We start from the raw sequence: 17,892 nt of genomic DNA, 5'->3' as shown, positions 1-17,892 counted from the left end.
TTCCGTACCGGGGCCCTCGCTTCTGTCCGCTACGGCCGGCGGGCCGAGGTGACGCGGTAGACGTCGTAGACGCCCTCCACGCCCCTGACGGCCTTCAGGACGTGCCCCAGGTGCTTGGGGTCGCCCATCTCGAAGGTGAACCGGGAGGTGGCCACCCGGTCGCGGGAGGTCTGGACGGCGGCCGACAGGATGTTGACGTGCTGGTCGGACAGGACCCGTGTGACGTCCGACAGCAGCCGGGACCGGTCCAGCGCCTCGACCTGGATGGCGACCAGGAAGACCGAGGACTGGGTGGGCGCCCACTCGACCTCCAGCATCCGCTCGGGCTGCTGGGAGAGGGAGTCGACGTTGACGCAGTCCGCGCGGTGAACCGATACGCCACTGCCGCGGGTGACGAAGCCGATGATCGGGTCGCCCGGCACCGGGGTGCAGCAGCGGGCCAGCTTGACCCACACGTCGTCGACGCCCTTGACGACGACGCCCGGGTCGGCGTTGCTGCGCCGCTTGCTGCGGGCCCGCGCGGGCGGGATCGATTCCTCGATGTCCTCGTTGGCCGCCTCCTCTCCGCCGAGCGCGGCCACCAGCTTCTGCACGACGCCCTGCGCGGCCACGTGGCCCTCGCCGATGGCCGCGTACAGGGAGGAGATGTCGGGGTAGCGCATCTCGTGCGCGAGGGTCACGAGCGAGTCGCCGGTCAGGATGCGCTGGATCGGCAGGTTCTGCTTGCGCATGGCCCGGGCGATGGCGTCCTTGCCGTGCTCGATGGCCTCGTCCCGGCGTTCCTTGGAGAACCAGGCACGGATCTTGTTCCGGGCGCGCGGGGACTTCACGAAGCCCAGCCAGTCGCGGGACGGTCCGGCGCCCTCGGCCTTCGAGGTGAAGACCTCGACCAGGTCGCCGTTGTCCAGGGTGGACTCCAGCGGGACCAGGCGGCCGTTGACCCGGGCGCCTATCGTCCGGTGGCCGACCTCGGTGTGGACGGCGTACGCGAAGTCCACCGGGGTGGCTCCGGCGGGCAGCGCTATGACGTCGCCCTTGGGAGTGAACACGAAGACCTCGTTGCGCGAGAGGTCGAAGCGCAGCGAGTCGAGGAACTCGCCCGGGTCCTCGGTCTCCTTCTGCCAGTCCAGCAGCTGGCGCAGCCAGGCCATGTCGTTGACGGTGTCCTGGCCGGCGCTGCCCTTGGCGGCCTGCGGGACGTCGGTGCGCACCTTGGAGGTCCCCGCCACGGTCTGCTGCTTGTACTTCCAGTGCGCGGCGATGCCGTACTCGGCGCGGCGGTGCATGTCGAAGGTGCGGATCTGCAGTTCGACGGGCTTGCCGCTGGGCCCGATGACCGTCGTGTGGAGCGACTGGTACATGTTGAACTTGGGCATCGCGATGTAGTCCTTGAACCGGCCCGGGACCGGATTCCAGCGCGCGTGCACCGTGCCGAGGGCCGCGTAGCAGTCACGGACGGTATCGACGAGGACGCGGATGCCCACCAGGTCGTAGATCTCCGCGAAGTCGCGGCCGCGGACGATCATCTTCTGGTAGACGCTGTAGTAGTGCTTGGGGCGGCCCGTGACGGTGGCCTTGATCCGGGCGGCTCTGAGGTCCACCTGGACCTCGTCCGTGACGAGGGCGAGGTACTCGTCGCGCTTGGGGGCCCGCTCGGCGACCAGGCGCACGATCTCGTCGTACATCTTCGGGTAGAGGATCGCGAAGGAGAGGTCCTCAAGCTCCCACTTGATCGTGTTCATGCCCAGCCGGTGCGCCAGCGGAGCATAGATCTCAAGGGTCTCGCGGGCCTTCTTCTCCTGCTTCTCCCGCTTGAGGTAGCGCATCGTGCGCATGTTGTGCAGCCGGTCGGCGAGCTTGATGACCAGGACGCGCGGGTCCTTCGCCATGGCCACGACCATCTTGCGGACGGTCTCGGCCTGGGCCGCCTCGCCGAACTTCACCCGGTCGAGCTTGGTGACCCCGTCGACGAGGAGCGCCACTGCGTCACCGAAGTCGCGGCGCAGGTCCTCCAAGCCGTACTCGGTGTCCTCGACGGTGTCGTGCAGCAGACCGGCCATGAGGGTGGCCGGGTCCATGCCGAGCTCGGCGAGGATGGTGGTGACCGCGAGCGGATGCGTGATGTACGGATCGCCGCTCTTGCGCTTCTGGCCGCGGTGCCAGCGCTCGGCCACCTGGTAGGCCTGCTCCAGCTGGCGCAGCGTCGACGTCTCGATCTTGGGGTCGTTGCCGCGGACTATGCGCAGCAGCGGCTCCAGTACCGGGTTGTACGGATTCGAGCGCTGCACGCCGAGGCGGGCCAGGCGGGCACGCACCCGGTTGGAGGACGCGGCCGACTTCGCGGGCGCGGGCTTGACCGGTGCCGGCTTGGGCGCAGGCTTGACCGGCGGGGCCGGCGGGGGCGTGGCAGCGGCCGCCGTGGCCTGCTCGGCCCGCGGGTCGGGCTGCGCGGCGGAGATGGGCTGGGCCTCGTCTGGCAAGAGCGCTCCTCACGGGGGTCCCCCCAGGCGGACTCCGGGGGAGGATCCGGTGCCCGTGTCCGGTCCGGATAACCCATCGTAGCGAGGGTTGGGTCACCCCGTTCGCCCAGCCTGCCGCAACGGCCCGGGCACGCGAGCGGCGGGCACCCGGAGGATTCCGGATGCCCGCCGCCTCGTACGGGGGGGCGCGGTCGAAGCGCTCAGACCACGATCAGCGCGTCCAGCGGTGCTCCCGCCAGGGAACCGACCAGCTTGGCCCGGCCCGGGAGGAACGACAGCTCCATCAGGACCGCCACCCCGGCGACCTCGGCCCCGGCCCGCCGGATCAGCGACAGGGATGCCTCCGCCGTACCGCCGGTGGCCAGCACGTCGTCGATGACCATGACCCGGTCGCCCACGGACAGGTCCTCCGCGTGGACCTCGATCTCGGCCGCGCCGTACTCCAGCTCGTACGACTGCGCGAGCGTCGCCCCCGGCAGCTTGCCGGCCTTGCGGACCGGCACGAAGCCGATTCCGGCCTGCACGGCCACCGGCGCCGCGAGGATGAACCCGCGCGCCTCCAGGCCGACGATCTTCGTCGCGCCGTACAGCCCGGCCAGCTCCACGAGCGCTCCGGTCAGCGCACCGAACGCCTCGGGGTCCGCCAGGAGCGGGGTGATGTCCTTGAACATCACGCCCGGCTTCGGGTAGTCCGCCACGTCCTTGATGCGGCTGAGCAGGAGGGCCCGTACCTGGTCGGACAGCGGCCCGGTCAACGTCGCCGCCCGGGCTGACGGCCCTGCGACACGACCTGCGGCTCGTCGGAGCCCTGCGCGTCCTCGGGGGACTCGCCCTTGGCCGCTGCGGACGCGCGCTTGGCGAGCACCCGCTTCTTCAGCGCCTTCATGGCCGGCTCGCGCTCCTTGAGGTCCACGACCAGCGGGGTCGCGATGAAGATCGAGGAGTACGCACCGGCCGCGAGGCCGACGAACAGCGACAGCGAGATGTCGTTCAGCATGCCGGCGCCCAGGAAACCGCCGCCGATGAACAGCAGGGCCGCGACCGGGAGCAGCGCCACGACCGTGGTGTTGATCGAACGGACCAGGGTGCCGTTGATGCTGCGGTTGGCGATCTCGCTGAAGGTGTAGCGGGTCTGCTTGGTGATGTCCTTCGAGCCCTCCTTGAGACCGTCGAAGACGACGACGGTGTCGTAGAGGGAGTAACCGAGGATGGTCAGCAGACCGATGACGGTGCCCGGGGTGACCTCGAAGCCGACGAGCGCGTACACGCCGACGGTGATGGTGAGGTCGTGGATCAGGGCGATCAGCGCGGCGACGGCCATGCGCCATTCGAAGGCGATGGCGAGGTAGATCACCACGAGGACCATGAAGACGCCGAGGCCGGTCCAGGCCTTGTTCGCGATCTGCTCACCCCAGCTGGGGCCGACCAGATCGGCGTTGATGTCGGCCTCGCTCACCTTGAGGTCGGTGGCCAGTTCCTTCTTCACGTCGGTCGCGGCGTCGGTGTCCAGACCGGAGATCTGGATGCGCATGCCGCCGGTGCCGAGTTCCTGGACGATCGCGTCGTGGCCGGAGGCCTTCTCCGCGGCCTCCGTGACACCGGCGACCGAGACGGCCGTCTTCGGGGTGGTGAAGACGGCTCCGCCCTTGAACTCGATGCCCATGTTGAGGCCCTGGACGGCCAGGGCGACGATCGCCGTGATGGTGATCAGGATGGAAACGCCGTACCAGAGAAAGCGCTTGCCGACGAAGTCGTAGCCGACCTCACCGCGGTACAGCTTGGCGCCGAGATCTCCCAGCTTCGACATCTCTCACGCCTCCTTTGCTTCGACGGGGGCGGGTGCGGCGGTGCGCCGGGAGCTGCGCAGCGGGGGCTTGGCGCCCAGCCGCCTCGGGTCCAGCCCGGACCACGGGTGACCGCTGGAGAAGAACTTCGTGCGCGCCAGGAGCGTCATGACGGGCTTGGTGAAGAGGAACACCACGACCACGTCGAGCAGGGTGGTCAGACCCAGCGTGAAGGCGAAGCCCTGCACCTTGCCGACGGTGACGATGAACAGCACCGCGGCGGCGAGGAACGACACGAAGTCGGAGACCAGGATCGTACGGCGGGCACGCGGCCAGGCGCGCTCGACGGCCGGACGCAGGGTGCGGCCCTCGCGGATCTCGTCACGGATGCGCTCGAAGTACACGATGAACGAGTCTGCGGTGATGCCGATGGCCACGATCGCACCACACACGGCCGGCAGGTTCAGGGCGAAGCCGATGCCCTTGCCCAGCAGCGCCATGATCGTGTAGGTCAGGATCGCAGAGACCAGAAGGCTGATGATCGCGATGAAGGCCAGACCGCGGTAGTAGACCAGCAGGTACACCACCACGAGGAGCAGGCCGATCGCACCGGCGATCAGACCGGCGCGCAGCTGCTCGCCGCCGAGCGCGGCGGTGACGGTGGTGACGCTGTCCTCCTGGAAGGACAGCGGCAGGGCGCCGTACGAGAGCATGTTGCCCAGGTCCTGCGCGGACTGCTGGTTGAAGCCACCGGAGATCTGTGCGTTGCCGCCGGTGATCGCGGTGCTGACCGACGGGTCGGAGATGACGTCGCCGTCGAGGACGATCGCGAACTGGTTCTGCGGCATCTGCTTGGCCGCCAGCTCGCCGGTGACCTTCGCGAAGGCGTCGGCGCCGTGGTCGTTGAAGTTCATCGTGACGATCCACTGGCCCGACTGCGGGTCGATCTCGCCCCGGGCGCTCTTGACGTCCTTGCCCTCGACCGCGGCCGGGCCCAGGATCCACTTGCCCCACTGGTCGCCGCGCTGACCGCAGGCGAGCGTCGGGTCGGTGGGCTTGACGCCCTTGCCGACGTTCGCGCGCTGCTCTTCGTTCGTGCAGTCGAGCGCGGCGAACCGGGCCTGCAGGTCCGCGGCGGCCGGGTCGGCTGCGGGAGCACTCGCGGACGGCGACGGATCCGCCTTGTCGTCTGCCTTCTTCGACTCGCTCGCCGACGGCGTGGGAGTGGGCGCGTTCGGGGCCTTGAGGCCCTCGCTGAGCGCGCGGCCCTGGGAAGTGGCGCTGGACGACGGGGTGGCGGACGGGCTGGTCTTGTTCCCGTCCTGGGCCTCGGGAGCACCGGAGCCGCTCGCGGAGGGGCTCGGGCTCTGGGCGCCCTCGGGAGCGGCGGGGGCGCCGTCCGCGAACGCGATGACCGGGCGGAAGTAGAGCTGGGCGGTGGTACCGACCTGCTCGCGCGCCTGCTTCTCGTTCATCCCCTTGGGGATGTTCACGATGATGTGGTCGCGGCCCTGCGTCTGGACCTCGGCCTCGGAGACACCGAGGCCGTTGACGCGGCGCTCGATGATGCCGACCGCCGTGTTCATGTTGGTCTCGTTGACGGCGTTCTCTTTGCCGGGCTCGCTCTTGGCCTTGAGCGTGATGCTCGTGCCGCCGGCGAGGTCGATGCCCAGCCGGGGAGTCGTCTGATGGGAGAGGAACATCCCCGCGGTGAGCGCCACCATCGCGATCAGGATGATCGCCAGGGCGCGCCCCGGCCTCCCCTGAGCCCCCGTGGGCCGCCGGCCCTTCTTCGGTGCTGCCACCTTGTCGTTTCTCCCTGTCCAACCGTCCCGCGCCGGGTCAGCGCGCGGACGGCCACGAAATGTGTGGTGGGGACCCCTGCCCCCCGCAGAAGTGTCACTGACGGGGACCGTGCCGACCGCCGGTCGGGCGACCGCACGGTCCCCGGCCGCGCGCTACTTCGCGCCGGCCTCGCCGTCGGCCTTGCCGTCCTCGGGCTTGTCGTCGCCCTTGGGCTCGTCCTTCTTGCCCAGGTCCAGCTTCGGCGACCCGTCCTCGTCCTTGGTGAGGGACGAGACGTCGTCCGGCACGGCGGGCGTGTCGGTCGTCACGTCGTCGATGCCGTGAACGATGCGGTTGTACTCCGCGTCCTCCAGTACGGCGCCGATGGCGTTCTTCGCGTAGATCGCGTGGACGCCGGGAGCCACCTCAAGGGTGACCGTGTCGTCACCGATCTCCTTCACCGTGGCGTACATGCCGCCGATGGTGCGGACCCCGGTGCCGGGCGTCATCTGGTCGCGCATCTGCGCGGCCTGCTGCTGCTTCTTCTTCGCGGAGCGGGTCATCAGGAACATCGCCCCGATGAGCACGATGAACGGGAGGAGTGTCACGAGATTCACGGGACGGAAATCCTTCGCACGACCGCACGCGGACGGCGGCCTTTTCTACGGGGGTGGGCACGCCGACCCGAAGGGTCGGCATCGGCGGAGTCTAGGCGAGTCCGCACCGATGGAACAACGCCCAGCATGGCACCGCAGTTCCTGAGGGGGCGAACCTCCGCGCCGTCATGGCCCGAACAGGCCCTGTTGCCCCGTTGATCCGCTTCCGCCGTGCTGCGGTGCGACAAGGCCCAGGTGAGCCCAGGCGGCGGGGGTCGCGACCCGGCCCCTGGGGGTGCGCGCGAGCAGTCCCTCACGGACCAGGAAGGGTTCCGCGACCTCCTCGACGGTCTCCCGCTCCTCCCCCACCGCCACGGCGAGGGTGGACAGCCCCACGGGCCCACCCCCGAACAGTTTCAGGAGCGCCTCCAGAACGGCCCGGTCCAGCCGGTCGAGACCGCGGGCGTCCACCTCGTACACCTGCAGGGCGCTGGCGGCGACCTCCCGGTTGATCGCCCCGTCCGCCCGGACCTGGGCGTAGTCGCGCACGCGGCGCAGCAGGCGGTTGGCGATGCGCGGGGTGCCCCGCGAGCGTCCGGCGATCTCGGCCGCACCGGCGGTGTCGATCTCCACATCGAGGAGGCGGGCGGAGCGGTGGACGACGCGCTCCAGTTCCTCGGGGGCGTAGAACTCCATGTGGCCGGTGAAGCCGAAGCGGTCGCGCAGCGGCGGAGGCAGCAGTCCGGCCCGGGTCGTGGCGCCGACCAGGGTGAAGGGCGGCAGCTCCAGCGGGATCGCGGTGGCCCCGGGCCCCTTGCCGACGATCACGTCGACGCGGAAATCCTCCATGGCCATGTAGAGCATCTCCTCGGCGGGCCGGGACATGCGGTGGATCTCGTCGAGGAAGAGGACTTCGCCCTCCTGGAGGGAGGACAGGATCGCGGCGAGGTCCCCGGCGTGCTGGATGGCGGGGCCGGAGGTGATCCGAATGGGTGCCCCCATCTCGGCTGCGATGATCATGGACAGGGTGGTCTTGCCGAGTCCGGGGGCGCCCGACAGCAGGACGTGGTCCGCCGTGGCCCCGCGCTGCTTGGCCGCCTTCAGGACCAGGTCCAGCTGCTGGCGGACCTTCTCCTGGCCGACGAACTCCCCCAGGTCCTTGGGGCGCAGGGCCGCCTCGACCGCGGTGTCCTCACCATCCGCCGCGGCGGCCACGATCCGGTCGTCGCTCTCGTCATCCCAGTTCACGCTGTCAGTCTGCCTTCTGCGTCATTGCGGTGGTCGGTCCGGGGTGCCCGCGGATCGCGCGCCTGCGCCGGGCGGCGTGGGCTGCCGCCCTGCGTGCGGGCCGGGGCGTGTGCGCCCCGCGCCGTTGCCGGCCCCGTCAGCGGGCGCGGTTCAGGGACTGGAGGGCCGCCCGCAGCAACTGGGGCACGGGGGCCGAGCCGCCGGAGGCGATGGCGGCCTCCGCCTGCGGGGTCACGATCACCACGGCCTCCTCCGCCTCCCGTGAGGCGTAGCCGAGGCCGATCAGAGCGGCCGTGAGCTGCTCGGTCCAGGGTGCGGGCGCCGCTGCGACCGCCCGCTGGGCGCCCACGACCGGGGCGGGTGCGCCCAGCTTGCCCTTGAGTTCGAGCAGCAGCTTCTGCGCGCCCTTCGGCCCGATGCCCGGCACCGCCGTCAGCGCCTTGGCGTCGCCGGAGGCGAAGGCCGCCCGCAGGGCGTCGGGGGTGTGCACGCCGAGCATGGCCTGCGCCACGCGTGGTCCGACGCCGCTCGCGGTCTGCAGGAGTTCGAAGACCTGGCGCTCGTCGTCGTCGGCGAAGCCGTACAGGGTCAGCGAGTCCTCCCGGACGACCAGGGAGGTCGCCAGCCGGGCCTGCTCCCCCACGCGCAGGCCGGCGATGGTGTTCGGCGTGCAGTGCACGGCCATACCCACTCCCCCGACCTCGATCACGGCGAGGGCGGGGGTGAGCGCGGCGACCACGCCGTTGACGAAGGCGATCATCGGGTACGGCCTTTCGGGGCGTGCTGGGCGTGCTGGGCGACCGCCTCCTGGAGGCGGTTGACGGCAGGGGCCCGCCAGATGTGGCAGACGGCCAGCGCCAGGGCGTCGGCCGCATCGGCGGGCCGGGGCGGTCCGGACAGCCGCAGCAAGCGGGTGACCATCGCGCCGACCTGGGCCTTGTCGGCCCGGCCGCTGCCGGTGACGGCGGCCTTGACCTCGCTGGGGGTGTGCAGGGCGACCGGTATCCCGCGGCGGGCGGCGCAGAGCATCGCGACGGCGCTCGCCTGGGCGGTGCCCATCACGGTGCTGACGTTGTGCTGGCTGAAGACCCGCTCCACGGCGACGACTTCGGGCCGGTGCGTGTCGAGCCATTCCTCGATGCCCTGCTCGACGGCGACGAGCCGGTGGGCCAGATCGGCGTCGGCGGGCGTCCGCACCACCCCCACGCCGAGCATGGTGAGGGGGCGACCGGCGGCGCCTTCGACCACGCCGACCCCGCATCGTGTCAGCCCCGGGTCCACGCCCAGTACCCGCACCGCCCACCCCTCTTCACCGCAAGGACCCTGCCGCCTCCGCGGGCCCTGTGGGCTGCGGACCGCCGGCGCGGACCCGCCGACGCCGTCAGGCTATCCGCTGGCACTGACAACGGCGGCGGGCCGGGGGGACGTGTCCCCACCGGCCCGCCGGATCCGCTCGGTGCGCGGCCGCCCTACGCGTCGACCTTCTCCATGACCTCGTCCGAGACGTCGAAGTTGGCGAAGACGTTCTGGACGTCGTCGCTGTCCTCAAGCGCGTCGATCAGCTTGAAGATCTTGCGGGCGCCCTCTTCGTCGAGCTCGACCTGCATGGTCGGGACGAAGCTGGAGTCGGCCGAGTCGTAGTCGATGCCGGCGTCCTGGAGCGCGGTGCGGACCGCGACCAGGTCGGTGGCCTCACTGATGATCTCGAAGGTGTCGCCGTTGTCGTTGACCTCTTCGGCACCGGCCTCCAGCACCGCGCCGAGGACGTCGTCCTCGGTGAGCTCGGCCTTGGGCAGGATGATGACACCCTTGCGGTTGAACAGGTACGAGACCGAGCCCGGGTCGGCCATCGAGCCGCCGTTGCGGGTCATGGCGACACGGACGTCGGACGCGGCGCGGTTGCGGTTGTCGGTGAGGCACTCGATGAGCACCGCGACACCGTTCGGACCGTAGCCCTCGTACATGATCGTCTCGTAGTCGGCGCCGCCGGCCTCGAGGCCGCCGCCGCGCTTGACCGCGGAGTCGATGTTCTTGTTCGGGACCGACTGCTTCTTGGCCTTCTGGACCGCGTCGAAAAGCGTCGGGTTGCCGTCGATGTCGGCACCGCCCATGCGCGCCGCGACCTCGATGTTCTTGATCAGCTTCGCGAAGAGCTTGCCGCGCTTGGCATCGATCACGGCCTTCTTGTGCTTCGTCGTAGCCCATTTAGAGTGGCCGGACATCCGCCTGTCTCCTTCGCGTAACCAACAGTGTTCGTCCCCGATCCTACCGGGAGCTCGTCACAGCCCCGCGCGCACCATCTCGACGAAGTACGCGTGGACCCGGTCGTCGCCGGTCAGTTCGGGGTGGAACGAGGTCGCCAGGACGTTGCCCTGGCGCACGGCCACCGTGTGGCCGTCGTAGGTGGCGAGCACCTCGGCGGCGCCGCCGACGGACTCGACCCACGGGGCGCGGATGAAGACGCCCTCGACGGGTCCGCCCTCGATGCCCGCGAAGTCGACCTGCGCTTCGAAGGACTCGTTCTGTCGGCCGAAGGCGTTGCGGCGCACGATCATGTCGATGCCGCCCAGGGTCTCCTGGTCGTCACGGCCGTCGAGGAGCTTGTCGGCGAGCATGATCATGCCTGCGCAGGTGCCGTACACGGGCATGCCGGCGGCCACGCGCTCGCGCAGCGGCTCCAGCATGCCGAAGAGCACGGCGAGCTTCGACATGGTCGTGGACTCTCCGCCGGGGATCACCAGGGCGTCGACCTCGGCGAGCTCCTCGGGGCGCCGGACCGGCCTGGCCACGGCGTCCGCCGCGGCCAGGGCGATCAGGTGCTCCCGTACGTCGCCCTGGAGGGCCAGGACACCGATCACGGGGGTGTTGGTCATGTCGGGACTACCAGCCGCGGTTGGCGTAGCGCTCGGCCTCGGGGAGGGTGTCGCAGTTGATGCCGACCATGGCCTCGCCCAGGTTGCGGGAGGCGTCCGCGATGACCTTCGGGTCGTCGAAGAAGGTGGTGGCCTTCACGATGGCGGCGGCGCGCTTGGCCGGGTCGCCGGACTTGAAGATGCCGGAGCCGACGAAGACGCCCTCGGCGCCGAGCTGGCGCATCAGGGCGGCGTCGGCCGGGGTGGCGACACCACCGGCGGAGAACAGCACGACGGGGAGCTTGCCGAGCTCGGCGACCTCCTTGACGAGCTCGTACGGGGCGCGCAGCTCCTTGGCGGCGGCGTACAGCTCGTTGTTGTCGAAGCCGCGCAGCTTGGCGATCTCGTTCTTGATCTGGCGCAGGTGGCGGACGGCCTCGACGACGTTGCCGGTGCCGGCCTCGCCCTTCGAGCGGATCATGGCCGCACCCTCGGCGATGCGGCGCAGGGCCTCGCCGAGGTTGGTGGCGCCGCAGACGAAGGGGGTGGTGAAGGCCCACTTGTCGGAGTGGTTGACCTCGTCGGCCGGGGTCAGGACCTCGGACTCGTCGATGTAGTCGACACCGAGCGACTGCAGGACCTGGGCCTCGACGAAGTGGCCGATGCGGGACTTGGCCATCACGGGGATGGACACGGCCCCGATGATCTCCTCGATCATGTTGGGGTCGGACATGCGCGCGACGCCGCCGTCCTTGCGGATGTCGGCGGGGACCCGCTCCAGAGCCATGACGGCCACGGCGCCGGCGTCCTCGGCGATCTTCGCCTGCTCGGCGTTGACCACGTCCATGATCACGCCGCCCTTCAGCTGCTCGGCCATGCCGCGCTTGACGCGCGAGGTGCCGATCGCCGACTCGGCGGACTGGGGGGAGGTGGGAAGCGTGCTCACGGATTGACCTCACTCGAAAGGAAGACGGGTACTACTCGGCCGAGGAAACCCCAGCGGATCAGTCCACTACAAGGGCCAATGTGGAGCCAGTGGCTCTTTCATTTGTCCCTCGTGGCTCTAAGCGGGCCGGTCCGCCAGGTCCGCCGGGGGCTCGTCATCCATCTCGAAGGCCAGCGGGAACGGCGCGTGTCCGGCCAGTCTGAACCAGCGGACCTTGCGGTGGCGGCGCAGCGCGCGGGCGGCCCGTACGGCGTCGTTGTGGAACCTGCGGGCCATCGGCACCCGGCGGACGGCCGCCGCCAGCTCCTCGGTCGCCTGCGCCCCGCCGGGAGCCGCCTTCAGCACCTCGACCTGGTCGGTGTCGGCGAATACCGCCCGCAGCGCCTGGCTGAGCTCGCTCTCGGCGACCTCCCGGTGGTCCTCCTCGGCCTGCCGGGCGGCGTGCGCGGCCTCGTACAGCACCAGCGAGGAGGCCGGGTCGAGCGCCCCGGCGGTGGCCACCTCAAGCACCACGGAGGCACGCCGGACGAGCTGCGCGTCGAGCGCGGCCCGCGAGGCGTCCATGCGCGAGTGCAGCCGGTCCAGCCGCCCGGCGGTCCAGCTGAGGTAGACGCCGATGACAGCGAGGGCCAGGGCGATCCAGACAAGGGTTTCGATCACGCTGCGCGACCCTACCGCTCCGCACGCCCCCGGCTCCCACCGGGCCGACCGGGCCCGATCCGGGCGCGCCGCCTGCGCGGTCCGCGCAACCCGAGGGGGACGGGGAACGCCAGGTCACCCGCGGACCCGCGGGCGTCCTCGCGGCGGGCGCCCCGGCCGCGCTCGGGGCGGGCCCGACGGCCGGTGCCGGCCCCCGGCCGGGCCGGTGCCGCCGGTCAGGACTCCTGAGCGTCCCGGGAGAAGCCGAGGCGGGTGCGGAGCGGGACGTGCTCGTCGGCGCCCACCGCGGCCGCGCCGTCCGTCACCGTCTCGTAGACCGCCAGGATGTCCGCCCCGACCGTCGACCAGTCGAAGCGGCGGACGTGCGCCGAGCCGCTGGCGCTGAGCCGCGCCCGGCGCTCCGGGTCCCGCAGGAGGGCGATGGCTCCCGCCGCCAGGGCGTCCGCGTTCTCGTTGGCGAAGAGGTCGCCGGCCCCGCCCTGGTCCAGGACCTGCGCGAAGGCGTCCAGGTCGGACGCCAGCACCGCGGCGCCCGCCGACAGGGCCTCGACCAGGATGATCCCGAAGCTCTCGCCGCCGGTGTTCGGGGCGACGTACACGTCGACGCTGCGCAGCAGCCTGGCCTTGTCCTCGTCCGAGACCATCCCGAGGAACTCGACGCGCGAGCGCAGGCCCGGCGGCAGCGAGGCCACCGCCTCCTCCTCGTCACCGCGGCCCGCGACCAGCAGCCGCACGTCCGGGCAGGCCTCCACGATCTTCGGGAAGGCCGCCATCAGCACCGGCAGGCCCTTGCGCGGCTCGTCGATGCGGCCGATGAAGCCGAGTGTCCGGCCGCTCCATTCCGCCTTCGGCTCGGCCTTCGCGAAGAAGTCCACGTCGACGCCGTTGGGGATCACCACGGCGTCCCCGCCCAGGTGCTCCACGAGGGTGCGACGCGCGTACTCGCTCACCGCGATCCGCGCGCTGATCTTCTCCAGCGCAGGCTGCAGGATCGGGTAGGCGGCGATCATCGCCCGGGAGCGCGGGTTGGAGGTGTGGAAGGTGGCCACGATCGGTCCCTGGGCGGCCCAGCAGGACAGCAGTCCCAGCGACGGCGAGGCCGGCTCGTGGATGTGGATGACGTCGAAGGTGCCGTCGTGCAGCCAGCGCCGGACCCGGGCGGCGGAGAGGAAGCCGAAGTTCAGCCGGGCCACGGATCCGTTGTACGGCACGGGCACGGCGCGGCCCGCCGAGACCACGTAGGGCGGGAGCGGGGTTTCGTCGTCGGCCGGGGCCAGCACCGAGACCTCGTGGCCGAGGCCGATCAGGTGCTCGGCCAGGTCCCGGATGTGGAACTGGACTCCGCCCGGCACGTCCCACGAGTACGGGCACACGATGCCGATCTTCACGGCGTGCGCTCCTCCAGGTCGTCCAGCCAGAGGCGCTGGAGCATGTGCCAGTCCTCCGGGTGCTCGGCGATGCCCCACGCGAAGGCGTCCGCCACCGCTTGCGTCATCATGGTGGTCTTCTCCGCCCGGGTCCCGGTCTTCGGGACCTCCACCTCGGGGTGGATCCGGCCGTACATCTTCGGCGTGTCGCCGTAGTGCAGGGTGGCCGGGATCAGCACCGCGCCGGTCTGCTGGGCCAGCAGCGCCGGCCCGGCCGGCATGCGGGCCGTCGCACCGAAGAAGTCCACCTCGACCCCGGAGGCCGACAGGTCGCGGTCCGCGACCAGGCAGACCAGGCCGCCCGAGCGCAACCGCCGCGCCAGGATGCCGAAGGCGGCGCCGCCGCTGTGCGGCAGGACCTCCATGCCCAGGCTCTCGCGGTAGGCGACGAAGCGGTCGTAGAGGGTCTCGGGTTTGAGCCGTTCGGCGACGGTGGTGAACGGCACCCCGAGGTGGCCGATGGCCCAGGCGCCGGCGAGGTCCCAGTTGGCGAGGTGCGGCAGGGCGACGACGACCCCGCGCCCGGAGGCGAGGGCCTCGCGCAGGATGTGCTCGTCCTTGAACTCCACGTCCGTGCTGAACCGCTTCGGGTCCATCGTGGGCAGCCGGAAGGATTCCATCCAGTACCGCATGTACGAACGCATGCCGGCCTTGGAGAGCTCGCGCAGCCGCTCCGGCCCGGCGTCGGGCACCACCCGGGCCAGGTTGGACTCCAGCCGCAGCACGCTCGTGCCGCGGCGCTTCCACGCGAAGTCCGCGATCCGCCGGCCCAGCGCCACGGCGGCCGGCTCGGGCAGCTTCTTGACTCCGGCCCAGCCGAGCCCGTAGAGCCCGTCGACCAGCTTGTCCTGTGCCGCGCCCATCAGGCGGTACCCCCTTCGGGGGCGGCCGCGGCGTCGGCCTCGGCGGACTCGCGGCGCACGGTGACCACGCGCTGGACCAGCGTGACGAGCGAGCCGACGGCAACCACCCACAGGGCGATCGGCAGGAGGATCCCGATCCAGGACGGCACCCCGAAGGCCTGCAGACCCGACAGCCCGGCCGCGACCAGCGAGATGACCAGGCGTTCGGCGCGCTCGATGAGTCCGTTGACGGCCACGGGCAGCCCGATCGACTCGCCGCGCGCCTTGGTGTACGACACCACCTGGCCGCTGGCCAGGCAGAAGATCGCCACCGCGCACAGCGCGTTGTCGTCACCGTTGCCGGCGTACCAGAGGGCGAGGCCGCCGAAGATCGCCGCGTCGGCCACCCGGTCGAGGGTGGAGTCGAGGAAGGCGCCCCAGCGGCTGGAGATCCCGGCCTGGCGGGCCATGTTCCCGTCGACGAGGTCGGAGAAGACGAAGAGGGTGATGGTGATGGTGCCCCAGAAGAACTCCCCGCGGGGGAAGAAGACCAGCGCGCCCGCCACCACTCCGGCCGTGCCGATCAGGGTGACCGCGTCCGGGCTCACCCCCCGCCGGAGCAGAAATGCGGCGAATGGCGTGAGAACACGCGTGAAGAATGCACGCGCGTACTTGTTCAGCATGGCCTTCCCGGAGGGTCGCTGGGCCGCACGGCCACCACGGCCACCGGCTGGCCCATCGTAGCCAGCACGCCGCCGCCGGAGCGCCGCGCACCCACCGGTTCTCGCCCGGTAAGGCGCTCGTCACGCCGCGGACCGCCGCGGGCGCCCCCTGCGTACGTCTCCGGTACGACGTATGGACGCGGTGTGACAGCAGTGCAAAGCTCGTAGAACCGCGCATTCCTCATGCGCGGGGACAAGGAACCCACCCTCCTCACCGTCACCACCGGGAGGCACGAGCACCATGGGAGCCACATCACACCAAGCCGGAGCCGCCGGCAGGGCACTGACGGCCGACCGTCCCTCTTCCCTACGGAACGTCGTGCTGGTCGGCCACAGCGGATCCGGCAAAACCACGCTGGTCGAGGCCCTCGCCCTGACCGCAGGAGCGGTCAACCGGGCCGGTCGGGTCGAGGACGGCGCCACCGTCTCCGACTACGACGAGATGGAACACCGGCGCCAGCGGTCCATCCAGCTCTCCCTCGTCCCCGTCGAATGGGACGGAATCAAGATCAACATCTTGGACACCCCCGGATACGCCGACTTCGTCGGGGAGCTCAGGGCCGGTCTGCGCGCCGCGGACGCGGCCCTTTTCGTGGTTTCGGCCTCGGACGGGATCGACGGCGCCACCCGCATGGTCTGGGACGAGTGCGAGGCCGTCGGCATGCCCCGCGCCATCGTCGTGACCCACCTGGAGGCCGCGCGCTCGGACTACACGCAGATGACCACCGTGTGCGGCGAGATCTTCGGTGCGGACGACCCGGACGCGGTCATCCCCCTCTACCTCCCCCTGCACGGCCCCGCCGGCCCGGACGGGCACGCGCCGGTCACCGGACTGCTCGGCCTGCTCTCGCAGCGCGTGTACGAGTACGCCTCCGGCGAGCGGGTGGAGCGTGCCCCGGACCCGGACGAGCGGGAGCTCATCACCGAGGCCCGCGCACGCCTGATCGAGGCGATCATCGCCGAGAGCGAGGACGAGACCCTCATGGACCGCTACCTCGGCGGCGAGGACATCGACCTCAAGACGCTCGTCGACGACCTGGAGCGGGCCGTCGCGCGCGGCACCTTCCACCCCGTCCTGATGGCCGCTCCGGCGGCCGACGGCGCCCGTCAGGGGCTCGGCACGGTGGAACTCCTCGAACTGATCACGGGCGGCTTCCCGACCCCGCTGGAGCGCCCCGCCGTCACGGTCACCCGCCCCGACGGCTCCGCCCGCCCCGACGCCGTCTGCGACCCCGACGGGCCGTTGGTCGCCGAGGTCGTCAAGACCTCCTCCGACCCCTACGTCGGCCGCGTCTCCCTCGTACGCGTCTTCTCCGGCACCCTGACCCCCGAGGAGACCGTCCACGTCAGCGGGCACGGCCCGGCCGACCGGAACCAGGAGGACCCTGCGCTCCACGAGGCCGACGAACGGATCGGAACCCTCACCGCCCCCTTCGGCAAACAGCAGCGCGCCCTCGGCAGGTGCATCGCCGGAGACCTGGCCTGCGTGGCCAGGCTCAGTCGCGCGGAGACCGGCGATACCCTCTCCGCCAAGGACGATCCGCTCCTGATGGCCCCCTGGACCATGCCCGACCCGCTGCTTCCCCTCGCCATCGAGGCCCACAGCAAGGCCGACGAGGACAAGCTCTCGCAGGGACTGGCCCGGCTCGTCGCCGAGGACCCCACCATGCGGCTGGAACAGAACCCGCACACCCACCAGGTCGTCCTGTGGAGCCTCGGCGAGGCCCACCAGGACGTGGCCCTGGAGCGGCTGCGCACCCGCTACGGCGTCCAGGTCGATCCCGTCCCGCACCGGGTGAGCCTGCGCGAGACCTTCGGCGGGAAGGCGGCCGGTCGCGGCCGGCACGTCAAACAGTCGGGCGGCCACGGCCAGTTCGCGATCTGCGAGATCGAGGTCGAGCCGCTCCCGCCCGGCAGCGGCATCGAGTTCGTCGACAAGGTCGTCGGCGGGGCGGTACCCCGCCAGTTCATCCCGTCCGTAGAGAAGGGCGTGCGCAGCCAGGCCGCCCGCGGGGTCGCGGCCGGATACCCGCTGGTCGACGTGCGGATCACCCTCCTCGACGGCAAGGCGCACTCGGTGGACTCCTCGGACGCCGCCTTCCAGACCGCCGGCGCACTCGCCCTGCGTGAGGCCGCGGCGGAGGCCCGGATCGACCTGCTCGAACCGGTCGCCGAGCTCGACGTCCTGATCCCCGACGAGTACGTCGGACCCGTCATGAGCGATCTCGCGGGCCGCCGGGGCCGTGTCGTCGGCACCGACCAGGCCGGTTCCGGCCGTACCCGGGTCCGCGCCGAGATCCCGGAGATAGAGATCGGCCGGTACGCCGTCGAACTGCGCTCCGTCTCGCACGGCACCGGCCGCTTCGCCCGCGCCTACGCCCGGCACGAACCCATGCCGCCACAGATCGCGGAGAAGGTGCGCGAACAGGCCGGGAAGGGAACGTAGTCGGGGGAGCAACGGAGTGCCGCCCACCCAACCCGCTTGCGGCGGGCGGCATTTCCCTGTCCCATGACCATGGGGCGGGATCCGCCGATAGGCTCGTCGGCGCA

At 71.2% G+C, this 17,892-nt stretch carries 16 protein-coding genes; 1 reads left to right on the top strand and 15 read right to left on the bottom strand.

Features of this window, described 5'->3' with window-relative positions; translation table 11 throughout:
- Positions 1 to 29 precede the first annotated feature (29 nt).
- From ACFW2G_RS18180 to pgsA, 15 genes are all read right to left on the bottom strand, one after another.
- Positions 30 to 2,480 carry a RelA/SpoT family protein gene (locus ACFW2G_RS18180; RefSeq protein WP_384453533.1) on the bottom strand — a complete coding sequence of 817 codons (2,451 nt, stop codon included), beginning with the start codon at positions 2,478 to 2,480 and terminating at the stop codon, positions 30 to 32.
- 200 nt (positions 2,481 to 2,680) lie between these two features.
- Positions 2,681 to 3,235 carry an adenine phosphoribosyltransferase gene (locus tag ACFW2G_RS18175; RefSeq protein WP_078556867.1) on the bottom strand — a complete coding sequence of 185 codons (555 nt, stop codon included), beginning with the start codon at positions 3,233 to 3,235 and terminating at the stop codon, positions 2,681 to 2,683.
- Positions 3,232 to 4,287, bottom strand: a complete 1,056-nt coding sequence (gene secF / locus ACFW2G_RS18170) for a protein translocase subunit SecF (RefSeq protein WP_384453528.1) — start codon at positions 4,285 to 4,287, stop codon at positions 3,232 to 3,234. The genes ACFW2G_RS18175 and secF overlap by 4 nt, the downstream gene beginning before the upstream one ends.
- A 3-nt stretch (positions 4,288 to 4,290) precedes the next feature.
- On the bottom strand, positions 4,291 to 6,069 hold the full coding sequence (gene secD, locus ACFW2G_RS18165) for a protein translocase subunit SecD (protein ID WP_384453525.1): 1,779 nt from the start codon (positions 6,067 to 6,069) through the stop codon (positions 4,291 to 4,293).
- Between the two features lie 153 nt (positions 6,070 to 6,222).
- Positions 6,223 to 6,666 carry a preprotein translocase subunit YajC gene (gene yajC / locus ACFW2G_RS18160; protein WP_384453522.1) on the bottom strand — a complete coding sequence of 148 codons (444 nt, stop codon included), beginning with the start codon at positions 6,664 to 6,666 and terminating at the stop codon, positions 6,223 to 6,225.
- Between the two features lie 165 nt (positions 6,667 to 6,831).
- The gene (gene ruvB / locus ACFW2G_RS18155) at positions 6,832 to 7,893 is read right to left on the bottom strand and encodes a Holliday junction branch migration DNA helicase RuvB (RefSeq protein ID WP_037926063.1); all 1,062 of its coding nucleotides are present in this window, start codon (positions 7,891 to 7,893) and stop codon (positions 6,832 to 6,834) included.
- Between the two features lie 136 nt (positions 7,894 to 8,029).
- Positions 8,030 to 8,653, bottom strand: coding sequence for a Holliday junction branch migration protein RuvA (ruvA, locus tag ACFW2G_RS18150; RefSeq protein ID WP_384453519.1), 624 nt, complete (start codon positions 8,651 to 8,653; stop codon positions 8,030 to 8,032).
- A complete protein-coding gene (gene ruvC, locus ACFW2G_RS18145; protein ID WP_384580455.1) occupies positions 8,650 to 9,189 on the bottom strand; it encodes a crossover junction endodeoxyribonuclease RuvC in 540 nt (179 codons plus the stop codon). The genes ruvA and ruvC overlap by 4 nt, the downstream gene beginning before the upstream one ends.
- Before the next feature lie 173 nt (positions 9,190 to 9,362).
- Positions 9,363 to 10,115 carry a YebC/PmpR family DNA-binding transcriptional regulator gene (locus tag ACFW2G_RS18140; RefSeq protein WP_037926051.1) on the bottom strand — a complete coding sequence of 251 codons (753 nt, stop codon included), beginning with the start codon at positions 10,113 to 10,115 and terminating at the stop codon, positions 9,363 to 9,365.
- Positions 10,116 to 10,172: 57 nt separating this feature from the next.
- Positions 10,173 to 10,766: a pyridoxal 5'-phosphate synthase glutaminase subunit PdxT gene (gene pdxT / locus ACFW2G_RS18135; protein WP_037926049.1), complete on the bottom strand. Its 594-nt coding sequence runs from the start codon at positions 10,764 to 10,766 to the stop codon at positions 10,173 to 10,175.
- Positions 10,767 to 10,773: 7 nt separating this feature from the next.
- On the bottom strand, positions 10,774 to 11,691 hold the full coding sequence (gene pdxS / locus ACFW2G_RS18130) for a pyridoxal 5'-phosphate synthase lyase subunit PdxS (RefSeq protein ID WP_037926047.1): 918 nt from the start codon (positions 11,689 to 11,691) through the stop codon (positions 10,774 to 10,776).
- 117 nt (positions 11,692 to 11,808) lie between these two features.
- Positions 11,809 to 12,351, bottom strand: a complete 543-nt coding sequence (locus tag ACFW2G_RS18125) for a hypothetical protein (protein ID WP_384580457.1) — start codon at positions 12,349 to 12,351, stop codon at positions 11,809 to 11,811.
- A 215-nt stretch (positions 12,352 to 12,566) separates the two neighbouring features.
- Positions 12,567 to 13,739 (bottom strand): glycosyltransferase family 4 protein, encoded by a 1,173-nt coding sequence (locus ACFW2G_RS18120; RefSeq protein ID WP_384453511.1) that lies wholly within the window; start codon positions 13,737 to 13,739, stop codon positions 12,567 to 12,569.
- Positions 13,736 to 14,641: a phosphatidylinositol mannoside acyltransferase gene (locus ACFW2G_RS18115; protein WP_384580459.1), complete on the bottom strand. Its 906-nt coding sequence runs from the start codon at positions 14,639 to 14,641 to the stop codon at positions 13,736 to 13,738. Before ACFW2G_RS18115 ends, ACFW2G_RS18120 begins: the two co-directional genes overlap by 4 nt.
- Positions 14,641 to 15,303 carry a phosphatidylinositol phosphate synthase gene (gene pgsA / locus ACFW2G_RS18110; RefSeq protein ID WP_384453505.1) on the bottom strand — a complete coding sequence of 221 codons (663 nt, stop codon included), beginning with the start codon at positions 15,301 to 15,303 and terminating at the stop codon, positions 14,641 to 14,643. Before pgsA ends, ACFW2G_RS18115 begins: the two co-directional genes overlap by 1 nt.
- Positions 15,304 to 15,583: 280 nt before the next feature.
- Here pgsA and ACFW2G_RS18105 point away from each other — a divergent pair, with 280 nt between their 5' ends.
- On the top strand, positions 15,584 to 17,788 hold the full coding sequence (locus ACFW2G_RS18105; RefSeq protein ID WP_384580462.1) for an elongation factor G-like protein EF-G2: 2,205 nt from the start codon (positions 15,584 to 15,586) through the stop codon (positions 17,786 to 17,788).
- Positions 17,789 to 17,892: the final 104 nt, after the last annotated feature.

This window comes from Streptomyces sp. NPDC058880 (genome assembly GCF_042742535.1).
Classification (GTDB): Bacteria; Actinomycetota; Actinomycetes; order Streptomycetales; family Streptomycetaceae; genus Streptomyces.
The sequence above is the reverse complement of the archived record's forward strand: the minus strand, read 5'-3'. Positions and strand labels throughout refer to the sequence as shown.

Excerpts from the sequence above, each read along its gene's own strand:
- pgsA (WP_384453505.1), bottom strand. The coding sequence starts at position 15,303 with ATGCTGAACAAGTACGCGCGTGCATTCTTCACGCGTGTTCTCACGCCA.
- ACFW2G_RS18115 (WP_384580459.1), bottom strand. The coding sequence starts at position 14,641 with ATGGGCGCGGCACAGGACAAGCTGGTCGACGGGCTCTACGGGCTCGGC.
- ACFW2G_RS18140 (WP_037926051.1), bottom strand. The coding sequence starts at position 10,115 with ATGTCCGGCCACTCTAAATGGGCTACGACGAAGCACAAGAAGGCCGTG.
- ACFW2G_RS18105 (WP_384580462.1), top strand. The coding sequence starts at position 15,584 with ATGGGAGCCACATCACACCAAGCCGGAGCCGCCGGCAGGGCACTGACG.
- pdxT (WP_037926049.1), bottom strand. The coding sequence starts at position 10,766 with ATGACCAACACCCCCGTGATCGGTGTCCTGGCCCTCCAGGGCGACGTA.
- ruvA (WP_384453519.1), bottom strand. The coding sequence starts at position 8,653 with ATGATCGCCTTCGTCAACGGCGTGGTCGCCGCGCTCACCCCCGCCCTC.
- secF (WP_384453528.1), bottom strand. The coding sequence starts at position 4,287 with ATGTCGAAGCTGGGAGATCTCGGCGCCAAGCTGTACCGCGGTGAGGTC.